This is a genomic window from Vibrio sp. 14N.309.X.WAT.E.F5 (genome assembly GCF_030397615.1).
Classification (GTDB): Bacteria; Pseudomonadota; Gammaproteobacteria; order Enterobacterales; family Vibrionaceae; genus Vibrio; species Vibrio lentus.
On record NZ_JAPNXR010000001.1, the window covers coordinates 23,637 to 37,868 of the forward strand.

Here is a 14,232-nt window from a genome sequence, read left to right on the forward strand (position 1 = left end):
AGAGAATTGGTTTGAGGTTTGGAATTCGTATCAACAAGTGTTTCTCCTCCTTGAGAACCACATCGAAATCTCCCACCTCTACGTTCTTATTAGCGATGGGAGTGAGTTTGTGAGCTAGTGGTTCGGCGCTTTGAAGAAATGGCTTTCTACCAGTCTTTGAGTGATCTGGTGGGTTGGGTTGGTGAGAACCTCATGTGTTTCCCCAGACTCAACGACGTTTCCTTCGTGCATGACAATGATCTTATCGGTGATGTGCTTAACGATACCGATATGCTGAGACACATAAACAAATGATACGCCCATCTCTTCTTGGAGCTCTAAGAAGAGGTTGATGATCTGAGAACGCATCGCCATGTCTAAACCATTCAATGCTTCGTCTGCAACAATGATTGATGGTTGAAGGATTAAGGCACGCGCCAAACATACTCTTTGTTTTTGACCTGCAGCCAGCATTTGCGGGTAAAAGTAAGCGTGCTCTGGTAAGAGTCCAACACGCAACAAAGTTTCCTTCACACGCTTCATACGGGCTTCTGGAGGCATGCCCGTGTTTCGCTTTAAAGGGCCTTCGAGGATTCGACCGATCTGTATGCGCGGGTTAAGCGAGGTGTTGGGATCTTGGAAGATCATACGAATCAGTTTACAGCGCGTTGAATAGTCTTTGTGCTCTAGCCTTTCACCGTTAACACGAATCTCGCCTGAGGTGGGTTCAACCATACCTGCAAGCATTCGAGCCAATGTCGATTTTCCAGAGCCATTTTGACCAATAAAACCAATAGTTTGACCGGCTTCCAGACTAAAGCTCACAGGTTTCACTGCCTGATGAATCTTCTTACGGAAAAGACCAGAGCGTGTCGTAAAGTCTTTTGATAACTCGCTGACTTCTAATAATGCACTCATGATTTCTTTTTCTTCTCCATATTGAGAGGGAAGTGACAATTAAATTTGTGGCTTTTAATACGTTTGGTATGAGGGATCTCAACACACTGTCTTTGTGCGTAAGGACAGCGTGGCCCTAATCGGCAACCAATCGGTAGATGCTGCAATGGAGGGATTGACCCTGGCAGCGACTGCAATTTTTCTTTGTGTGGAATCCAATCGTTGAAGTCGGGCATCGCTTTGAGCAGCGCGACGGTATAGGGGTGCTTTGGCACATCCAACAGTTTGGCTGTATCCGCTGATTCTACTGACTGGCCACAATACATCACGGTGATTCGTGTTGCCCATTGAGTAATGGTCGTTAAATCGTGTCCGATGAGGAGAATCGTCGTGTTGTGAAGTTGATTCATTCGGCTCAATAAGCGCAGGATCTGCGATTGAGTGATTGGATCGAGATCGTTAGTCGGCTCATCGGCAATTAAGATCTTTGGTTTGGCTGCAATCGCCATCGCAATCATGACTTTTTGACATTCACCGTCAGTCAGCTCATACGAATAGCTGTCCATCAGGCGAGAGTGATCTTTAATACCGACTTTATGCAGTAGAGCAACGGCTTGCTTCTTACGCCATTTGAATCGTTGCCACCATCGACCTTCGAAAGAATATGAAGGAATCGATTCAATAAGTTGATGACCCACTTTTTCAGAGGGATCAAGACAGGAGGATGGTTCTTGGAAGATCATCGCGATATCGCGAGCAATCACACGACGTCGTTCTTTGGGCGTCAACTGAAGCAAATCGATATTGCCAAGGCGCATTCGGTCAGCAGACACTTTCCAGTTTTCTTTACAAACCCCGACGATCGCTTTCGCAACCAAGCTTTTCCCCGAGCCTGATTCACCCACCAGACCACGGATTTCCCCTTCATTTAGGGTCAGACTCATTCGGTCAACGGCTTTAACCATCCCTTGTGGGGTTTCAATTTCGATGGTTAGGTGTCGAATATCAAGTAACGGCATTATTCGATTCCTGCATTTAGCGCTTGGCGAACACCTTCACCCACGAGGTTAACAACGATAACGGTAAACATAATAGCTAAGCCGGGTAAGGTTACTGTCCATGGTGCAAGGTAAATTAGTTCGACTGAGTCACCCAAGATTGAGCCCCACTCAGTACTCGGTGCTTGCGCGCCTAAGCCTAAGAAGCCTAAAGCAGTAATGTCGAGAATAGCGACAGACAGCGCCAGTGTAATCTCAAGCGCAACAACGGTCAGAATATTAGGAACAATTGAGTTCCATAACAAATAGAAGTCATTCGCACCATCAAGACGCGAAGCCAGAATATAGTCTTTCTCTACCTCAGCATGCACGGCAATGTACACCGAGCGTATAAAGCGCGGGATCAATGCCAAACACAGCGCCAGTAAGATATTAAACTCACCAAAGCCTAGAAAAGCCACGAAGATGATCGCGAGCAGCAAAGACGGAATAGACATTACGGTATCAAGCAGGTGGTTTAACGTGCTTGATAGCAACCCACGAGTCATGCCCGCGAGAACGCCAATCAGGCAGCCGATGACCGCTGCAATGAAGGTAATGATAACCGCTGCGCCAAAGGTCAGCTGCGAACCAATGATCAGACGAGAAAGAATGTCTCGGCCCAAGTCATCAGTACCAAGGAAATACTCAACCGTACCAGCCGGATCCCAAGAGGGCGGTGTTAACAAATGCCCCGTTTGTTCTTGAGAATCGTGAGGAGCCAACCAAGGTGAAGTTATCGTCACTAAAATGATCAGCCCCAAACACCACAACCCAAACATCGCTAGGTTGTTGGCACGAAAGCTTCGCCAGAAACGCTCAAACTGGGTTGGAATTTGTTCTTCCTGGTAGACGTTATTTGTTAGCATACCATTCCTTCCTTACCAGTGGATTGACCATTGCGCCCAACAGGTCTGACAAAATATTCGCAGTCAAAACCAACGTCGCGACCACAATCACACCCGCTTGAATTGAAACGTAATCTTGATTAGACAGAGCATCGAGTAGCCAGCGGCCAATGCCCGGCCAGTTGAAGATAGACTCGGTGATAATAGCCAGCGTTAACATACTCGATAGTTGAACTCCGACTTTTGGAATGATCGGTGGAATCGCATTTCTTAGTACGTGCTGAGTGACGATCTCTCGCGTTGAAAGACCTTTAATTCGAGCCGCTCGGATGTAGTTTTGTGTCATCACTTCTGCCACGGATGCACGCATCAATCGAATAACCTGAGTGGTTGGCGCTAATGCTAAAACCAGACAAGGCAATGCCATATGCTCAATAACGCTTTGCAGAGCGTGCGCGCGATATTTACCTTCGGCAAAGAACGCATCGATCATTGCAAATCCAGTCACATGTTCAATTTCATAAAGAAGATCGTAACGACCGCCAACAGGGAACATCTCGAAGTGCAAGGAGAACACCATGATCATCAGCAACGCGACCCAAAAGATTGGTGCCGAGTAACCTGCCATCGAGGTAAATGATATGGTGGTATCGACAAACTTGCCTTGTCTCATACCCGCTATCGTACCAAAAGGAATACCGATAAACAGCGCTAGAATAAAGGCAAAGAAACACAGCTCTAGAGTGGCAGGAAAAACCACAACCAGCTCATCAATGATAGGGACACCATGTTTGCTCAAACCAAAGTTAAGCGTCGATAACTCTGTGATATAGCTAATCCAGCCTGGCCAAAAATCTTGAATCGCCCAAGGTGAAGTCTGGTCTAGTCGAAGCAGGGAAAAACCCACTAACGTAAGAATAGCGAGTGTAATGACGAATAAGTTAACGCGTCTCAGTGTGTACCAAAACATCAGCGCACCTCTCTTCTGACTTGATCAAAAGGTTGGGCATTGAACGGACTTTGTTTAAAGCCGGTCAGTGAGCGGTCGTGCACGCGAAATTGCACACCGTGAGCCAGAGGGATCACTGGAACTTCTTCATTGAGAATGTTTTGGGCTTGGCGATACAAGTTCACACGGTGCCTTTGTTGATTGATTTCCAAAGCGAGATCCAGAAGGAAATCAAAGTCTGAGTTACACCACATAGAAACGTTTAATCCGGCACGTTCAGAGCTGCAAGAGAGCAGGGGACGTAAGAAGTTATCTGGGTCACCCGTATTACCAATCCAGCCAGTAAGCAGCAGATCGGTAGAAGCGATAGAAGACAGCTGTGTGCGGTCGAATCGGTCATCAGTATAGAGCTTAAGTTCGATGCCTATATCGGCCAAGTTAGCTTGGATTAATTCTGCGGTTTTTCTTGGGCTCGGATTGTAAGCTCTTGGCTCTAGAGGCACCCACATTGACAGCTCTAGCCCGGGTTCTACGCCGGCTTCTTTAAGAAGCGCAACAGCGTAGTTGCGGTCATAGCGAACTTGAACACTGTCTTTTTGGTAAGCCCACGAAGTAGGTGGCAACAGCGTGTAAGCTTTCGTGCCCGTACCGTAATAAACCGAGTCGAGAATGTTTTGGCGGTTGATGGCCAAATTCAACGCCTTTCTTACACGAGAGTCACGCAGTGCAGGGTGCTCAGTGTTGAGCGCGATGAAAGAGACATTCACCGCAGGCGTGGCGGAAATCTTTAACTCTTCATGAGCTTGAATAATTGGGATTTGGCTAGAGATCGGTGAATTCAACACGTCACATTCACTGCGAAGCAGTTTGGCCAGTGTTCCGGTACCACGTTGGGAAGTGTCGAACACAACTTGGTCCATTTGTACCTCACCCTTCCAGTAGTGCTTGTTCTTTTTCAAGCGCACTAGGTCATTGATTTGGTATTCGTCTAGGTAAAAGGGCCCCGTACCAACAGGCTTAGAGTCGAGTTCGTTTTTCTCGTCAGAGGCGACAAGCTTGTTGGCGTATTCTTTGGAGTGAATGACGGCATAGCTGGTGGCGATATTGTTGAGAAATGAATTGTCTGGGCGACTTAATTGGAATTTTACGGTTAGGTCATCGACCGCTGTGATATCAACAATCAGATTCTGAAAATCGATGCCAGCGAACCATGGATATAAACCGCCACCCACATAATGGAATGGGTTGGAGCTATCAACAATACGTTCGAAACTAAAGACCACATCTTGTGCGTTCAAGCTACGAGTCGGTGTAAACCAATCGGTGGTTTGGAATGAAACGTTTGGTCGCAATGTGAAGGTGTATTCTGTACCTGATTTGTCGACAGACCAGCTGGTTGCTAGGTTCTGTTTTGGTCGATATGTCATGGGATCAAGAGTGAGCAGCGTATCGAAGATTTGAGGACTCAACGATTCAGAGGTAATGCCACTATCAACCAGCTGCGGATTGAACGTACTAGGGTTACCTTGGCCACAATAAGTGAAGCCTTTTTCACGGATTTGCGCGTGATCGACACTTTCACCACATCCAGCTAAAAAGCCAAGCGTGCAGATGCTAAGTGATAGTCTTATTAGTGCTTTCATAAAAAGAAATACTTTTCGAAACGAGGCGTTAGAGGAGCCTCAAGATCCGGACAATTTAACATTTTATTTATTCGGCTCCAAATAATAATCAAGCGTGGACAGCTATTTATCGTTCGCTTGTCCGACAATCGCGTACTTCCTCACCATTCCACGTAATTGGTTGTAGGTTAACCCAAGTAATTCGGCGGCTTGTTTCTGGTTGTATTTACTTTGCTTTAAGGCTTGATTGAGTAGTTTGATATCTTGTTGTTCTTGCCATGCTTTGTAATCGAGAGGCAAAGAAAAAGCGCCTTCAGATGAAGTATGGCTGTTGGTTGGCTCATTGCCAGTTTCTTCAGCAGAATTTTGCTCAGTTATCCATGCAGGTTGAAACGGATTAAACACCAAAGATTCAATAGGATATGGATTTCTACCGTGCTGGTAGATAGCACGTTCAACGACGTTTTTGAGTTCTCTCACATTCCCAGGCCAAGAATAATCCAACAACGCCTCAACAGCCGATGGCGCAAAGCCGACAAAAAGCTCCAATTCGAGCTCTCGACACATCTTGATGGCGTAATATTCGGCGAGCAACGTGATGTCCTCTTTTCTTTCGCGAAGAGGAGGAATGGTAATGACATCAAAGGCGAGTCTGTCTAAAAGGTCTGGTCTGAATTCACCTTTGAGTGCCATTGCGGGTAAGTCGGCATTGGTTGCGCAGACTAGCCTGACATTGGCACTTAATGCCTTTTGCCCACCTACACGTTCGTACTGGCCGTATTCGATAACGCGCAACAGTTTTTCTTGAACCGAAAGAGGGGTTGTTGCCAACTCATCTAAGAACAGCGTCCCACCTTCTGCTCTTTCAAAGCGCCCCTGATGACGGCCTTTTGAACCGGTAAAAGAGCCCGATTCATGACCAAACAACTCAGAATCAATCAAACCTTCACTGAGTGTTGAGCAGTTCAGCGAAATCAAAGGTTGATCCCAGCGTCTTGAAAGGTAATGCAACCTTTGCGCGATCAGCTCTTTACCTGTACCACGCTCCCCGATGATCAGAATCGGTCTTTCGATTGGTGCTAATTGAGAAACTTTATCTAAAACAGAGAGAAAGCTTGGGGATTCACCAATAAGATTCTGCTGCATAGCGGGTCCTTGTGAGGTTTGAACACTGGTTGATGTGAGTCAGAGAGCTTTATTTAAATCGCTTAAGTAAGAGAGTAGTGGTGAAAAATACCAATACTTGGTTAAATTCATCATAGCATGGTTCGCGTTAATCACCATTTTATTGTAAGTGATTGAAAGTAAATAGCTTAAAAGTTGGCACGCTACTTGGATTACTTATGGTAGGTTTAACAACAAACGTAAATTTGTGAGCAAGTGGATTGAGAAATCGAACATCGGTTTAAAGCACATTTGCCATCATTGTAATTAAGGAGTTCCTCATGGGTATTTTTTCTCGCTTTGCAGACATTGTAAATTCAAACATCAGTGCATTATTAGATAAGGCTGAAGATCCTGAAAAGATGATTCGCCTTATTATCCAAGAAATGGAAGACACGCTGGTTGAGGTTCGCACGAACTCAGCAAAAGCAATCGCAGATAAGAAAGAGCTAGCGCGTAAAGTTGAAGCTATCGAAACTCAGATTCTAGATTGGCAAAATAAAGCAACACTCGCGCTAACTAAGCAACGTGAAGATCTGGCAAGAGCCGCTTTAATCGAAAAGCAAAAGCTAGAAGACATCATCAAAAGCCTTCATACCGAGCAAACTTTGGTTCATGAAACCATCGAAAAGCTGACAAGTGAGATTGGCAAGCTTGAAACCAAAATCGCAGAAACACGTGCAAAGCAGCAAGCACTAATGATTCGTAATAATGCGGCAAGCAATCGTCGTGATGTTCAAAAGCATCTGCATTCAAGCAAAACCCACGAAGCAATGGCGAAGTTTGAGCAATTCTCGCGTAAAGTGGACGAATTAGAAGCTGAAGCGGACGTTTACGCCAAAACGGGTAACGCAAAATCGTTAGACCAAGAGTTTGCAGATCTACAAGCTCAAGATGAAATCGAAAAAGAGCTGGCGAAACTGAAGCAACAAGTTGAAAACCGCGATAAATAATTTTAGGAGTTGTCTATGTCAACATTTCTAATTGCAGGTCCACTGATTGTCTTTTTAATCTTCGTGGCACCGCTATGGTTATTCTTACATTACCGCAGCAAGAAGAAATCCAGTAATGGTCTTTCAGAAACCGATCTTCAACGCCTGCACAAGCTTTCTGAGCAAGCAGAATCCATGCAAGATCGTGTGAAAACTTTGGAAAAAATACTGGATGCGGAGTCGCCAAACTGGAGACGAAACTATGAGTAGAGAATTGTATCGCGATCCCATTAACGGCAAATTATCGGGTGTGTGTGCAGGGTTAGCGAACTACTTTGGCCTTGAAGTTTGGTTGGTTCGTATCTTGGTTATCTCTGCGGCACTGCTTGGTGGTAGCTTTCTGGTCTTGTTAGCGTATTTAGCTTTAACATTTATGCTGGAAAAACAACCACCTCAGTATGTCGACCAAATGAAAGCCAAGCAAGAACACACGCTGAAGCAAAAGCCTTGGGAAAAGGGGCAAACTGCAGAGTCTTTATTGGGCACTTTAGAGGGTGATTTCCAGACGTTAGAGACCAGTGTACGCAATATGGAAGCTTATGTTACTTCCGACACATTTAAAGTCGATCGTGCATTTAAGAACATGTAGCGTGTTACCCTAAAAATAATAGAGAACGGTTTAGGAAAATTTATCCCAAGCCGTTATTTTTTTTAATAATTTTGTCTAAATAAATATTGTCATAACTGGTAACTTACATGTGATTAATCTATGTTAATAAGATACTTATAGATATGGATGATCACCATGTACAAAGCCTCCCTAGTCCTGTTGGTAACCCTGTCCGGGTTATCTGGGTGTGGTAAGGAGCTGCCTCCTGTTCCTGAGCCCGAATCAAGACCTGCTAAACTTTTCACTGTCTCCGTTGGTAATAATGCCTTTGAACGAAATTTCCCCGCCACCACTGAAGCGGGCGATAAAGCTGTCTTGGCCTTTCGTGTTCCAGGTTTATTACAAACGCTCGATGTTACTGCTGGGCAACAGGTATCAAAAGGCGAAAAACTGGCGATGCTCAATCCTGATGAGTATCAGCTACTAGAGAAACAAGCCAGAGCTAACTTCAAACTTGCCGATGTGCAGTATCAGCGTGCGATTAAACTGCGTAAAGATAGAGTGGTCTCAGAGCAAGATTTTGATCAAGCGAAAGCCAACCACAATTCTGCTCGAGCTGTATTGAATCAAGCGAAAGCTAACTTACGCTATACCACATTGATTGCGCCTTATGAGGGCACTATTTCTATTATTCCTGCTGAAAACCACGAGTATATTGCGGCAAAGCAAGGGGTAATGAATATTCAAACCAATCAAATTCTCAAAGTCGTCTTCCTATTACCTGACCAATTAATTACTCGCTTTTCTTCAGGTTTTGAAACAGACGCGACCATGGTATTCGATGCTTTTCCAGAACATTTTTACGAACTGACTTTTCAAGAGGTCGATACCGAAGCGGATCCAAAAACAGGCTCTTACAAAGTCACCATGATAATGGAGAGACCTACTGATATTGGCATACTGCCGGGCATGTCTGGGACTGTGAAACTGGTGTCTGCACAAGCAGCGGCAACCAAGATTCCAACCTCTGCGATGATGACTGACGGGGACGATGTCTCTGTATGGCGCGTGAATAACGACGGCATTGTTGAAGAAGTTGCGATTGTGATCGACGAAAAGCGTCATATTGTTTCGGGTTTAAATGATGGTGACCGTGTGGTGACTTCTGGTGTTAACGGACTTGAATCTGGCGTTAAGGTTCGCGAGTGGATCAAGGAAAGGGGGCTGTAGCATGAAGACAATTCAAATGGCTCTCAGCCTATCCTGTCTAGCTTTGCTGACGGCTTGTAAAGACAAGGCCAGCACTGAATCTGACAAGCTTCCTCTCGTCAAAGCAATCGAAATTTCGGTTCTCGACTTTAATGACAAACTCTATTTCCCTGCCGTCGCAAACGCAGCTGAAAAAGCCCACCTTAGCTTTCGAGTGGCAGGTGAGATATTTCAGCTGGATGTTAAAGAAGGCGAGCGCGTAAAAGAGGGCGACATTCTTGCTGAGCTTGATCCGACTGATTACCAGTTAGATGTGGACAATGCTCAAGCGAGATACACCGTAATTGATAGTCAATACAGACGTTCTAGCCCTTTGGTTAAAAAAGGCTTACTAGCTAAGTCTCAGTTTGATGAAATTGCAGCCCAACGCCAAATTGCTTACGCCGAACTTGAATTGGCAAAACTGCGTTTGTCGTTTACTAAACTTCGTGCTCCTGTTGATGGGATTATTTCGCGTGTCAGTGTTGATCAATATGAAAATATTCAAGTTGGCCAACAGATCGTGAACATTCACAGTGTTGAAGATGTGGAAGTGATTATACAACTTCCGGATCAAATCTACGTAAACCAACCCAACGAGACGATCTTGTCAAACGTTGAAGCTTTAGTGAGGGTGCCAAGCGGCAATGAGTACTCGGCTGGAATAAAAGAGTTTACGACTGAGCCCGATCCAAGCACTGGAACGTTCACCGTAACGCTAGCATTACCGATGCCTAAAGATGATTTGATTCTTGATGGTATGGCGGTTGAAGTAACTTCGCACGGCAGAGATATCGGCCTTGAGCTGAAGGCTGGCGTGCTTATCCCAATTGAAGCGGTGTTCAACGCCGATGGGGATGACCTCACTCGTACAAATTCTTACGTATGGGTTCTTAACGATGACGATACTGTCTCTAAGCAGCAAGTCGTGTTAGGCAAAGCAAACCAGACTACATTACAAATTATTAAAGGATTAGAAATGGGGCAGCATGTCGTTGTTGCGGGCGTATCACGATTGCGTGATGGAATGACAGTGGAAGTATTGCCTCAGGAGACGAACGATGAGTGAAGTGAATAACAAGCCTCAAAATGACGCTCCGCAAGGTGATGACCAGATCACAGGTGTCGCGTCTTACTTTATACGTAATAAAGTCATTAGCTGGATGCTATCGCTGATCTTTTTGATTGGTGGTGTTTCTGCATTTTTTGGCTTGGGTCGTTTAGAAGATCCAGCCTTCACTATTAAAGATGCAATGGTTGTTACCTCGTATCCTGGTGCAACTCCGCAACAAGTGGAAGAGGAAGTGACTTACCCACTAGAGAAGGCGATACAACAGCTGACTTATGTGGATGAAGTTAACTCTATTTCAAGTCGTGGCCTGTCACAGGTTACGGTCACCATGAAAAACAACTATGGCCCCGACGATCTTCCGCAAATTTGGGATGAATTACGTCGTAAGGTGAACGATCTCAAGGTGGAATTACCGCCCGGGGTGAATGATCCTCAGGTCATTGATGACTTCGGTGACGTTTACGGTATTTTGCTTGCTGTGACAGGTGATGGTTACAGTTATAAAGAGCTTCTCGATTATATTGATTACCTAAGGCGCGAGCTGGAACTGGTTGATGGAGTCAGTAAAGTCTCTGTTTCCGGTCAACAGCAAGAGCAGGTTTTCATTGAGATATCGATGAAACGGATAAGCTCACTAGGGATCTCTCCAAGCACCGTCTTCAATCTACTATCGACCCAAAACATTGTATCCAGTGCTGGCGCAGTCCGGATAGGCGATGAATATATACGTATCCACCCAACGGGAGAATTCCAAAACGTTGAACAACTCGGCGATTTGATTCTGACTGAAGGTGGCGCGCAAGGGCTTATCTACTTAAAAGATGTCGCTGACGTAACGCGCGGTTATGTTGAAGTGCCTACCAATATCATTGGTTACAACGGAAAACTGGCTCTAAACCTCGGGGTGTCTTTTGCTCAAGGTGTGAACGTAGTGGCGGTAGGTGAAGCCTTTGACCGACGTTTGGCTGAGCTTAAGTATCAACAGCCCGTTGGAATAGATATTTCTGAGGTCTATAACCAACCAAAAGAAGTGGATAAGTCGGTCAGTGGTTTTGTTGTCAGCCTTGGACAAGCGGTTGCCATCGTAATTATCGTACTACTGTTTTTCATGGGGCTTCGCTCCGGCTTGTTGATTGGTTTGATACTGCTATTGACCGTTTTCGGTACCTTCATTTTCATGCAGTACTTCAAAATCGATCTTCAGCGTATCTCACTAGGCGCATTGGTTATTGCCTTGGGGATGCTGGTGGACAACGCCATTGTGGTGGTAGAAGGGATATTGATCGGCACGCAAAAGGGACGATCCCGGATGCAGGCCGCTACTGATATCGTCACTCAAACAAAATGGCCACTGCTCGGTGCTACCGTTATTGCGGTTACGGCTTTTGCTCCAATCGGTCTATCTGAAGACTCGACGGGCGAATACTGTGGCACCTTGTTTACGGTTCTACTGATCTCGTTAATGTTGAGTTGGTTTACTGCGATCTCGATTACCCCGTTTTTCGCAGATATTTTCTTCAAAGGTCAGAAGGTTGATCCTGAGAGTGAAGGTAAAGACCCATACAACGGGATGGTTTTCGTTATCTACAAAAACTTCCTAGAGTTTTGTATGAAACGAGCTTGGTTAACCATGTTTGTTTTGGTTATCGGCTTGGGTGCGAGCGTTTACGGCTTTGGTTTTGTAAAACAAGCTTTCTTCCCATCTTCTACAACACCAATGTTCCAAGTTGATGTATGGATGCCTGAAGGGACGGATATCCGAGCGACCAACACCAAACTTAAAGTGCTGGAAAACTGGTTATCGGAGCAAGAGGAATCCGAGCACATCACAACCACAGCGGGTAAAGGTTTACAGCGTTTTATGTTGACCTATTCACCGGAGAAAAGTTATAGCGCGTACGGTGAAATAACGGTTCGTGTAAAGAGCTATGAAGTACTTGAAGCGCTTATGCTTCGTTTCCGTGAGCATGTTGATACGCAATTCCCTGAGATTGATTACAAACTCAAACAGATTGAATTAGGTCCAGGCGGCGGCGCAAAAATTGAAGCTCGTATTGTCGGTTCCGATCCAACGATTCTTCGTTCTATTGCGTCTCAAGTGATGGATGTGATGCGTGCGGATTCAGGTGCTTTTAACGTTCGTCATGACTGGCGTGAAAGAACTAAGGTGTTAGAGCCTCAGTTCAATGAAAGCCAAGCGCGTCGTTACGGTATCACGAAGTCTGACGTTGATGATTTCCTAGCAATGTCATTTTCAGGCAAGTCGATTGGTGTGTACCGTGATGGTACGACGCTGATGCCTATCGTGGCGCGATTGCCGGAAGATGAGCGTATTGATATTCGTAACATCGAAGGAATGAAGATTTGGAGCCCTGCATTAAGTGAGTACATTCCGCTACAGCAAGTGACGTTAGGTTATGAGCTAGAGTGGGAAGACCCGTTGATCATTCGTAAGAACCGTAAGCGTATGCTAACGGTTATGGCTGACCCTGACTTATTGGGTGAAGAAACAGCATCAACGCTTCAAAAGCGTTTGCAGCCACAAATTGAAGCGATCAAGATGCCACCGGGTTATTCACTTGAATGGGGTGGTGAATATGAATCGTCGGCAGATGCGCAAGCATCATTGTTTACGACGATGCCTTTGGGTTACTTGTTCATGTTTTTGATCACTGTGTTCCTGTTCAACTCAGTGAAAGAGCCGCTGATTGTTTGGCTAACCGTACCACTTGCCTTGATAGGGGTGACGACGGGTCTACTGGCCTTAAACACACCTTTTGGGTTCATGGCGCTGCTAGGCTTCTTAAGTCTATCGGGAATGCTACTCAAGAACGGTATTGTATTGCTTGATCAGATTGGGATTGAGATGAAATCAGGTAAAGATCCGTATGTAGCGGTAGTGGATGCGGCATTGAGTCGTGTACGTCCGGTATGTATGGCGGCGATTACGACCATTCTTGGTATGATCCCACTACTGCCTGATATCTTCTTCAAGCCAATGGCGGTAACCATTATGTTTGGTTTGGGCTTTGCTACAGTACTGACACTAATTGTTGTTCCTGTGCTTTACCGTTTATTTCATAAAATTGAAGTAAGGTAATATCAGTTACCCTAAGAATGAATGCCCCTTAATGGGGCATTATTTTTGGCTAATGGCTAATGGCTAATGGCTAACGGCTAATGGCTAACGGCTAATGGCTAACGGTCAACAGACCCTAAATAGAGAGGCTTAAAATGGAAATAGCTGCATCGGATCGAACATGTGCATGGGCGCTTAAGCACGAGCTTGAAAGGGAGTATCACGATAAGGAATGGGGTGTACCGGTTTATGATGACCAAGTTTTGTTTGAGTTCATTACCTTAGAAGGGGCACAAGCAGGTCTTAGCTGGATTACGATACTCAAAAAACGCGAAGGCTATCGTGCTGCATTTGAAAACTACGACCTCAATAAGCTAGCTGTACTCAATGAAGACAATGTGCCAAAAATCATTGAGAACTTTGATGTGGTTAGGCACAAGGGCAAGATCGCCTCCGTCTATAATAATGCCCGAGCGACACTTGAGCTTCAAAAGGAGTTCGGTTCTCTGTCTAATGCGTTGTGGCAGTTTGTTGATAACAAGGTGGTTGATAATCAATGGACAGAGATGTCTCAAGTTCCAGCTTCTACCGAGCAATCAAAAGCGATGAGCAAGTTTTTGAAAAAAAGAGGCTTCAAGTTTGTAGGGGAAACAATCTGTTATGCGTTTATGCAAGCTACAGGAATGGTTAACGATCATATGATTGATTGCCCATATAAATAAAATTGTTATTTATCGTCGCGAAATAATTGAGTGAAAACTGGAAATTTCACTGGCCATTTATAAACTATTCAAT

General features: G+C 45.1%; 13 protein-coding genes. 7 read left to right on the top strand and 6 right to left on the bottom strand.

Annotated features, from left to right (window positions below; genetic code table 11):
• Positions 1 to 114: 114 nt before the first annotated feature.
• The 6 genes from OW495_RS00125 to pspF all read right to left on the bottom strand — a co-directional run bounded on the left by OW495_RS00125 (position 115) and on the right by pspF (position 6,478).
• Positions 115 to 897: an ATP-binding cassette domain-containing protein gene (locus OW495_RS00125; protein ID WP_017108396.1), complete on the bottom strand. Its 783-nt coding sequence runs from the start codon at positions 895 to 897 to the stop codon at positions 115 to 117.
• Entirely contained in the window at positions 894 to 1,895 is a 1,002-nt protein-coding gene (locus OW495_RS00130; protein ID WP_017109900.1) for an oligopeptide/dipeptide ABC transporter ATP-binding protein, read from the bottom strand. Before OW495_RS00130 ends, OW495_RS00125 begins: the two co-directional genes overlap by 4 nt.
• A complete protein-coding gene (locus OW495_RS00135) occupies positions 1,895 to 2,782 on the bottom strand; it encodes an ABC transporter permease subunit (RefSeq protein ID WP_017108394.1) in 888 nt (295 codons plus the stop codon). Before OW495_RS00135 ends, OW495_RS00130 begins: the two co-directional genes overlap by 1 nt.
• Positions 2,769 to 3,731, bottom strand: a complete 963-nt coding sequence (locus OW495_RS00140; protein ID WP_017108393.1) for an ABC transporter permease subunit — start codon at positions 3,729 to 3,731, stop codon at positions 2,769 to 2,771. Before OW495_RS00140 ends, OW495_RS00135 begins: the two co-directional genes overlap by 14 nt.
• Positions 3,731 to 5,353, bottom strand: coding sequence for an ABC transporter substrate-binding protein SapA (sapA, locus tag OW495_RS00145; RefSeq protein ID WP_017108392.1), 1,623 nt, complete (start codon positions 5,351 to 5,353; stop codon positions 3,731 to 3,733). Before sapA ends, OW495_RS00140 begins: the two co-directional genes overlap by 1 nt.
• 102 nt (positions 5,354 to 5,455) lie before the next feature.
• Positions 5,456 to 6,478 (bottom strand): phage shock protein operon transcriptional activator, encoded by a 1,023-nt coding sequence (gene pspF / locus OW495_RS00150; RefSeq protein ID WP_102339497.1) that lies wholly within the window; start codon positions 6,476 to 6,478, stop codon positions 5,456 to 5,458.
• 299 nt (positions 6,479 to 6,777) lie between these two features.
• On the opposite strand from pspF, the gene pspA reads away from it, so the two are divergent.
• From pspA to OW495_RS00185, 7 genes are all read left to right on the top strand, one after another.
• Entirely contained in the window at positions 6,778 to 7,449 is a 672-nt protein-coding gene (gene pspA / locus OW495_RS00155) for a phage shock protein PspA (RefSeq protein WP_004734604.1), read from the top strand.
• A 15-nt stretch (positions 7,450 to 7,464) separates the two neighbouring features.
• Positions 7,465 to 7,698, top strand: coding sequence for an envelope stress response membrane protein PspB (gene pspB / locus OW495_RS00160; protein WP_009848775.1), 234 nt, complete (start codon positions 7,465 to 7,467; stop codon positions 7,696 to 7,698).
• Entirely contained in the window at positions 7,691 to 8,077 is a 387-nt protein-coding gene (pspC, locus tag OW495_RS00165) for an envelope stress response membrane protein PspC (RefSeq protein ID WP_032499058.1), read from the top strand. The genes pspB and pspC overlap by 8 nt, the downstream gene beginning before the upstream one ends.
• A gap of 156 nt (positions 8,078 to 8,233) precedes the next feature.
• The gene (locus OW495_RS00170) at positions 8,234 to 9,268 is read left to right on the top strand and encodes an efflux RND transporter periplasmic adaptor subunit (protein WP_029223414.1); all 1,035 of its coding nucleotides are present in this window, start codon (positions 8,234 to 8,236) and stop codon (positions 9,266 to 9,268) included.
• A gap of 1 nt (position 9,269) precedes the next feature.
• Positions 9,270 to 10,355 carry an efflux RND transporter periplasmic adaptor subunit gene (locus OW495_RS00175; RefSeq protein ID WP_102352627.1) on the top strand — a complete coding sequence of 362 codons (1,086 nt, stop codon included), beginning with the start codon at positions 9,270 to 9,272 and terminating at the stop codon, positions 10,353 to 10,355.
• On the top strand, positions 10,348 to 13,458 hold the full coding sequence (locus OW495_RS00180; protein WP_102327741.1) for an efflux RND transporter permease subunit: 3,111 nt from the start codon (positions 10,348 to 10,350) through the stop codon (positions 13,456 to 13,458). Before OW495_RS00175 ends, OW495_RS00180 begins: the two co-directional genes overlap by 8 nt.
• Positions 13,459 to 13,592: 134 nt before the next feature.
• On the top strand, positions 13,593 to 14,159 hold the full coding sequence (locus OW495_RS00185) for a DNA-3-methyladenine glycosylase I (RefSeq protein ID WP_102339494.1): 567 nt from the start codon (positions 13,593 to 13,595) through the stop codon (positions 14,157 to 14,159).
• Positions 14,160 to 14,232 lie beyond the last annotated feature (73 nt).

Coding starts and splice junctions, on each gene's coding strand:
- OW495_RS00130 (WP_017109900.1), bottom strand. CDS start 1,895: ATGCCGTTACTTGATATTCGACACCTAACCATCGAAATTGAAACCCCA.
- pspB (WP_009848775.1), top strand. CDS start 7,465: ATGTCAACATTTCTAATTGCAGGTCCACTGATTGTCTTTTTAATCTTC.
- OW495_RS00170 (WP_029223414.1), top strand. CDS start 8,234: ATGTACAAAGCCTCCCTAGTCCTGTTGGTAACCCTGTCCGGGTTATCT.
- pspC (WP_032499058.1), top strand. CDS start 7,691: ATGAGTAGAGAATTGTATCGCGATCCCATTAACGGCAAATTATCGGGT.
- OW495_RS00185 (WP_102339494.1), top strand. CDS start 13,593: ATGGAAATAGCTGCATCGGATCGAACATGTGCATGGGCGCTTAAGCAC.
- OW495_RS00135 (WP_017108394.1), bottom strand. CDS start 2,782: ATGCTAACAAATAACGTCTACCAGGAAGAACAAATTCCAACCCAGTTT.
- pspF (WP_102339497.1), bottom strand. CDS start 6,478: ATGCAGCAGAATCTTATTGGTGAATCCCCAAGCTTTCTCTCTGTTTTA.
- pspA (WP_004734604.1), top strand. CDS start 6,778: ATGGGTATTTTTTCTCGCTTTGCAGACATTGTAAATTCAAACATCAGT.
- OW495_RS00175 (WP_102352627.1), top strand. CDS start 9,270: ATGAAGACAATTCAAATGGCTCTCAGCCTATCCTGTCTAGCTTTGCTG.
- OW495_RS00125 (WP_017108396.1), bottom strand. CDS start 897: ATGAGTGCATTATTAGAAGTCAGCGAGTTATCAAAAGACTTTACGACA.
- OW495_RS00140 (WP_017108393.1), bottom strand. CDS start 3,731: ATGTTTTGGTACACACTGAGACGCGTTAACTTATTCGTCATTACACTC.
- sapA (WP_017108392.1), bottom strand. CDS start 5,353: ATGAAAGCACTAATAAGACTATCACTTAGCATCTGCACGCTTGGCTTT.
- OW495_RS00180 (WP_102327741.1), top strand. CDS start 10,348: ATGAGTGAAGTGAATAACAAGCCTCAAAATGACGCTCCGCAAGGTGAT.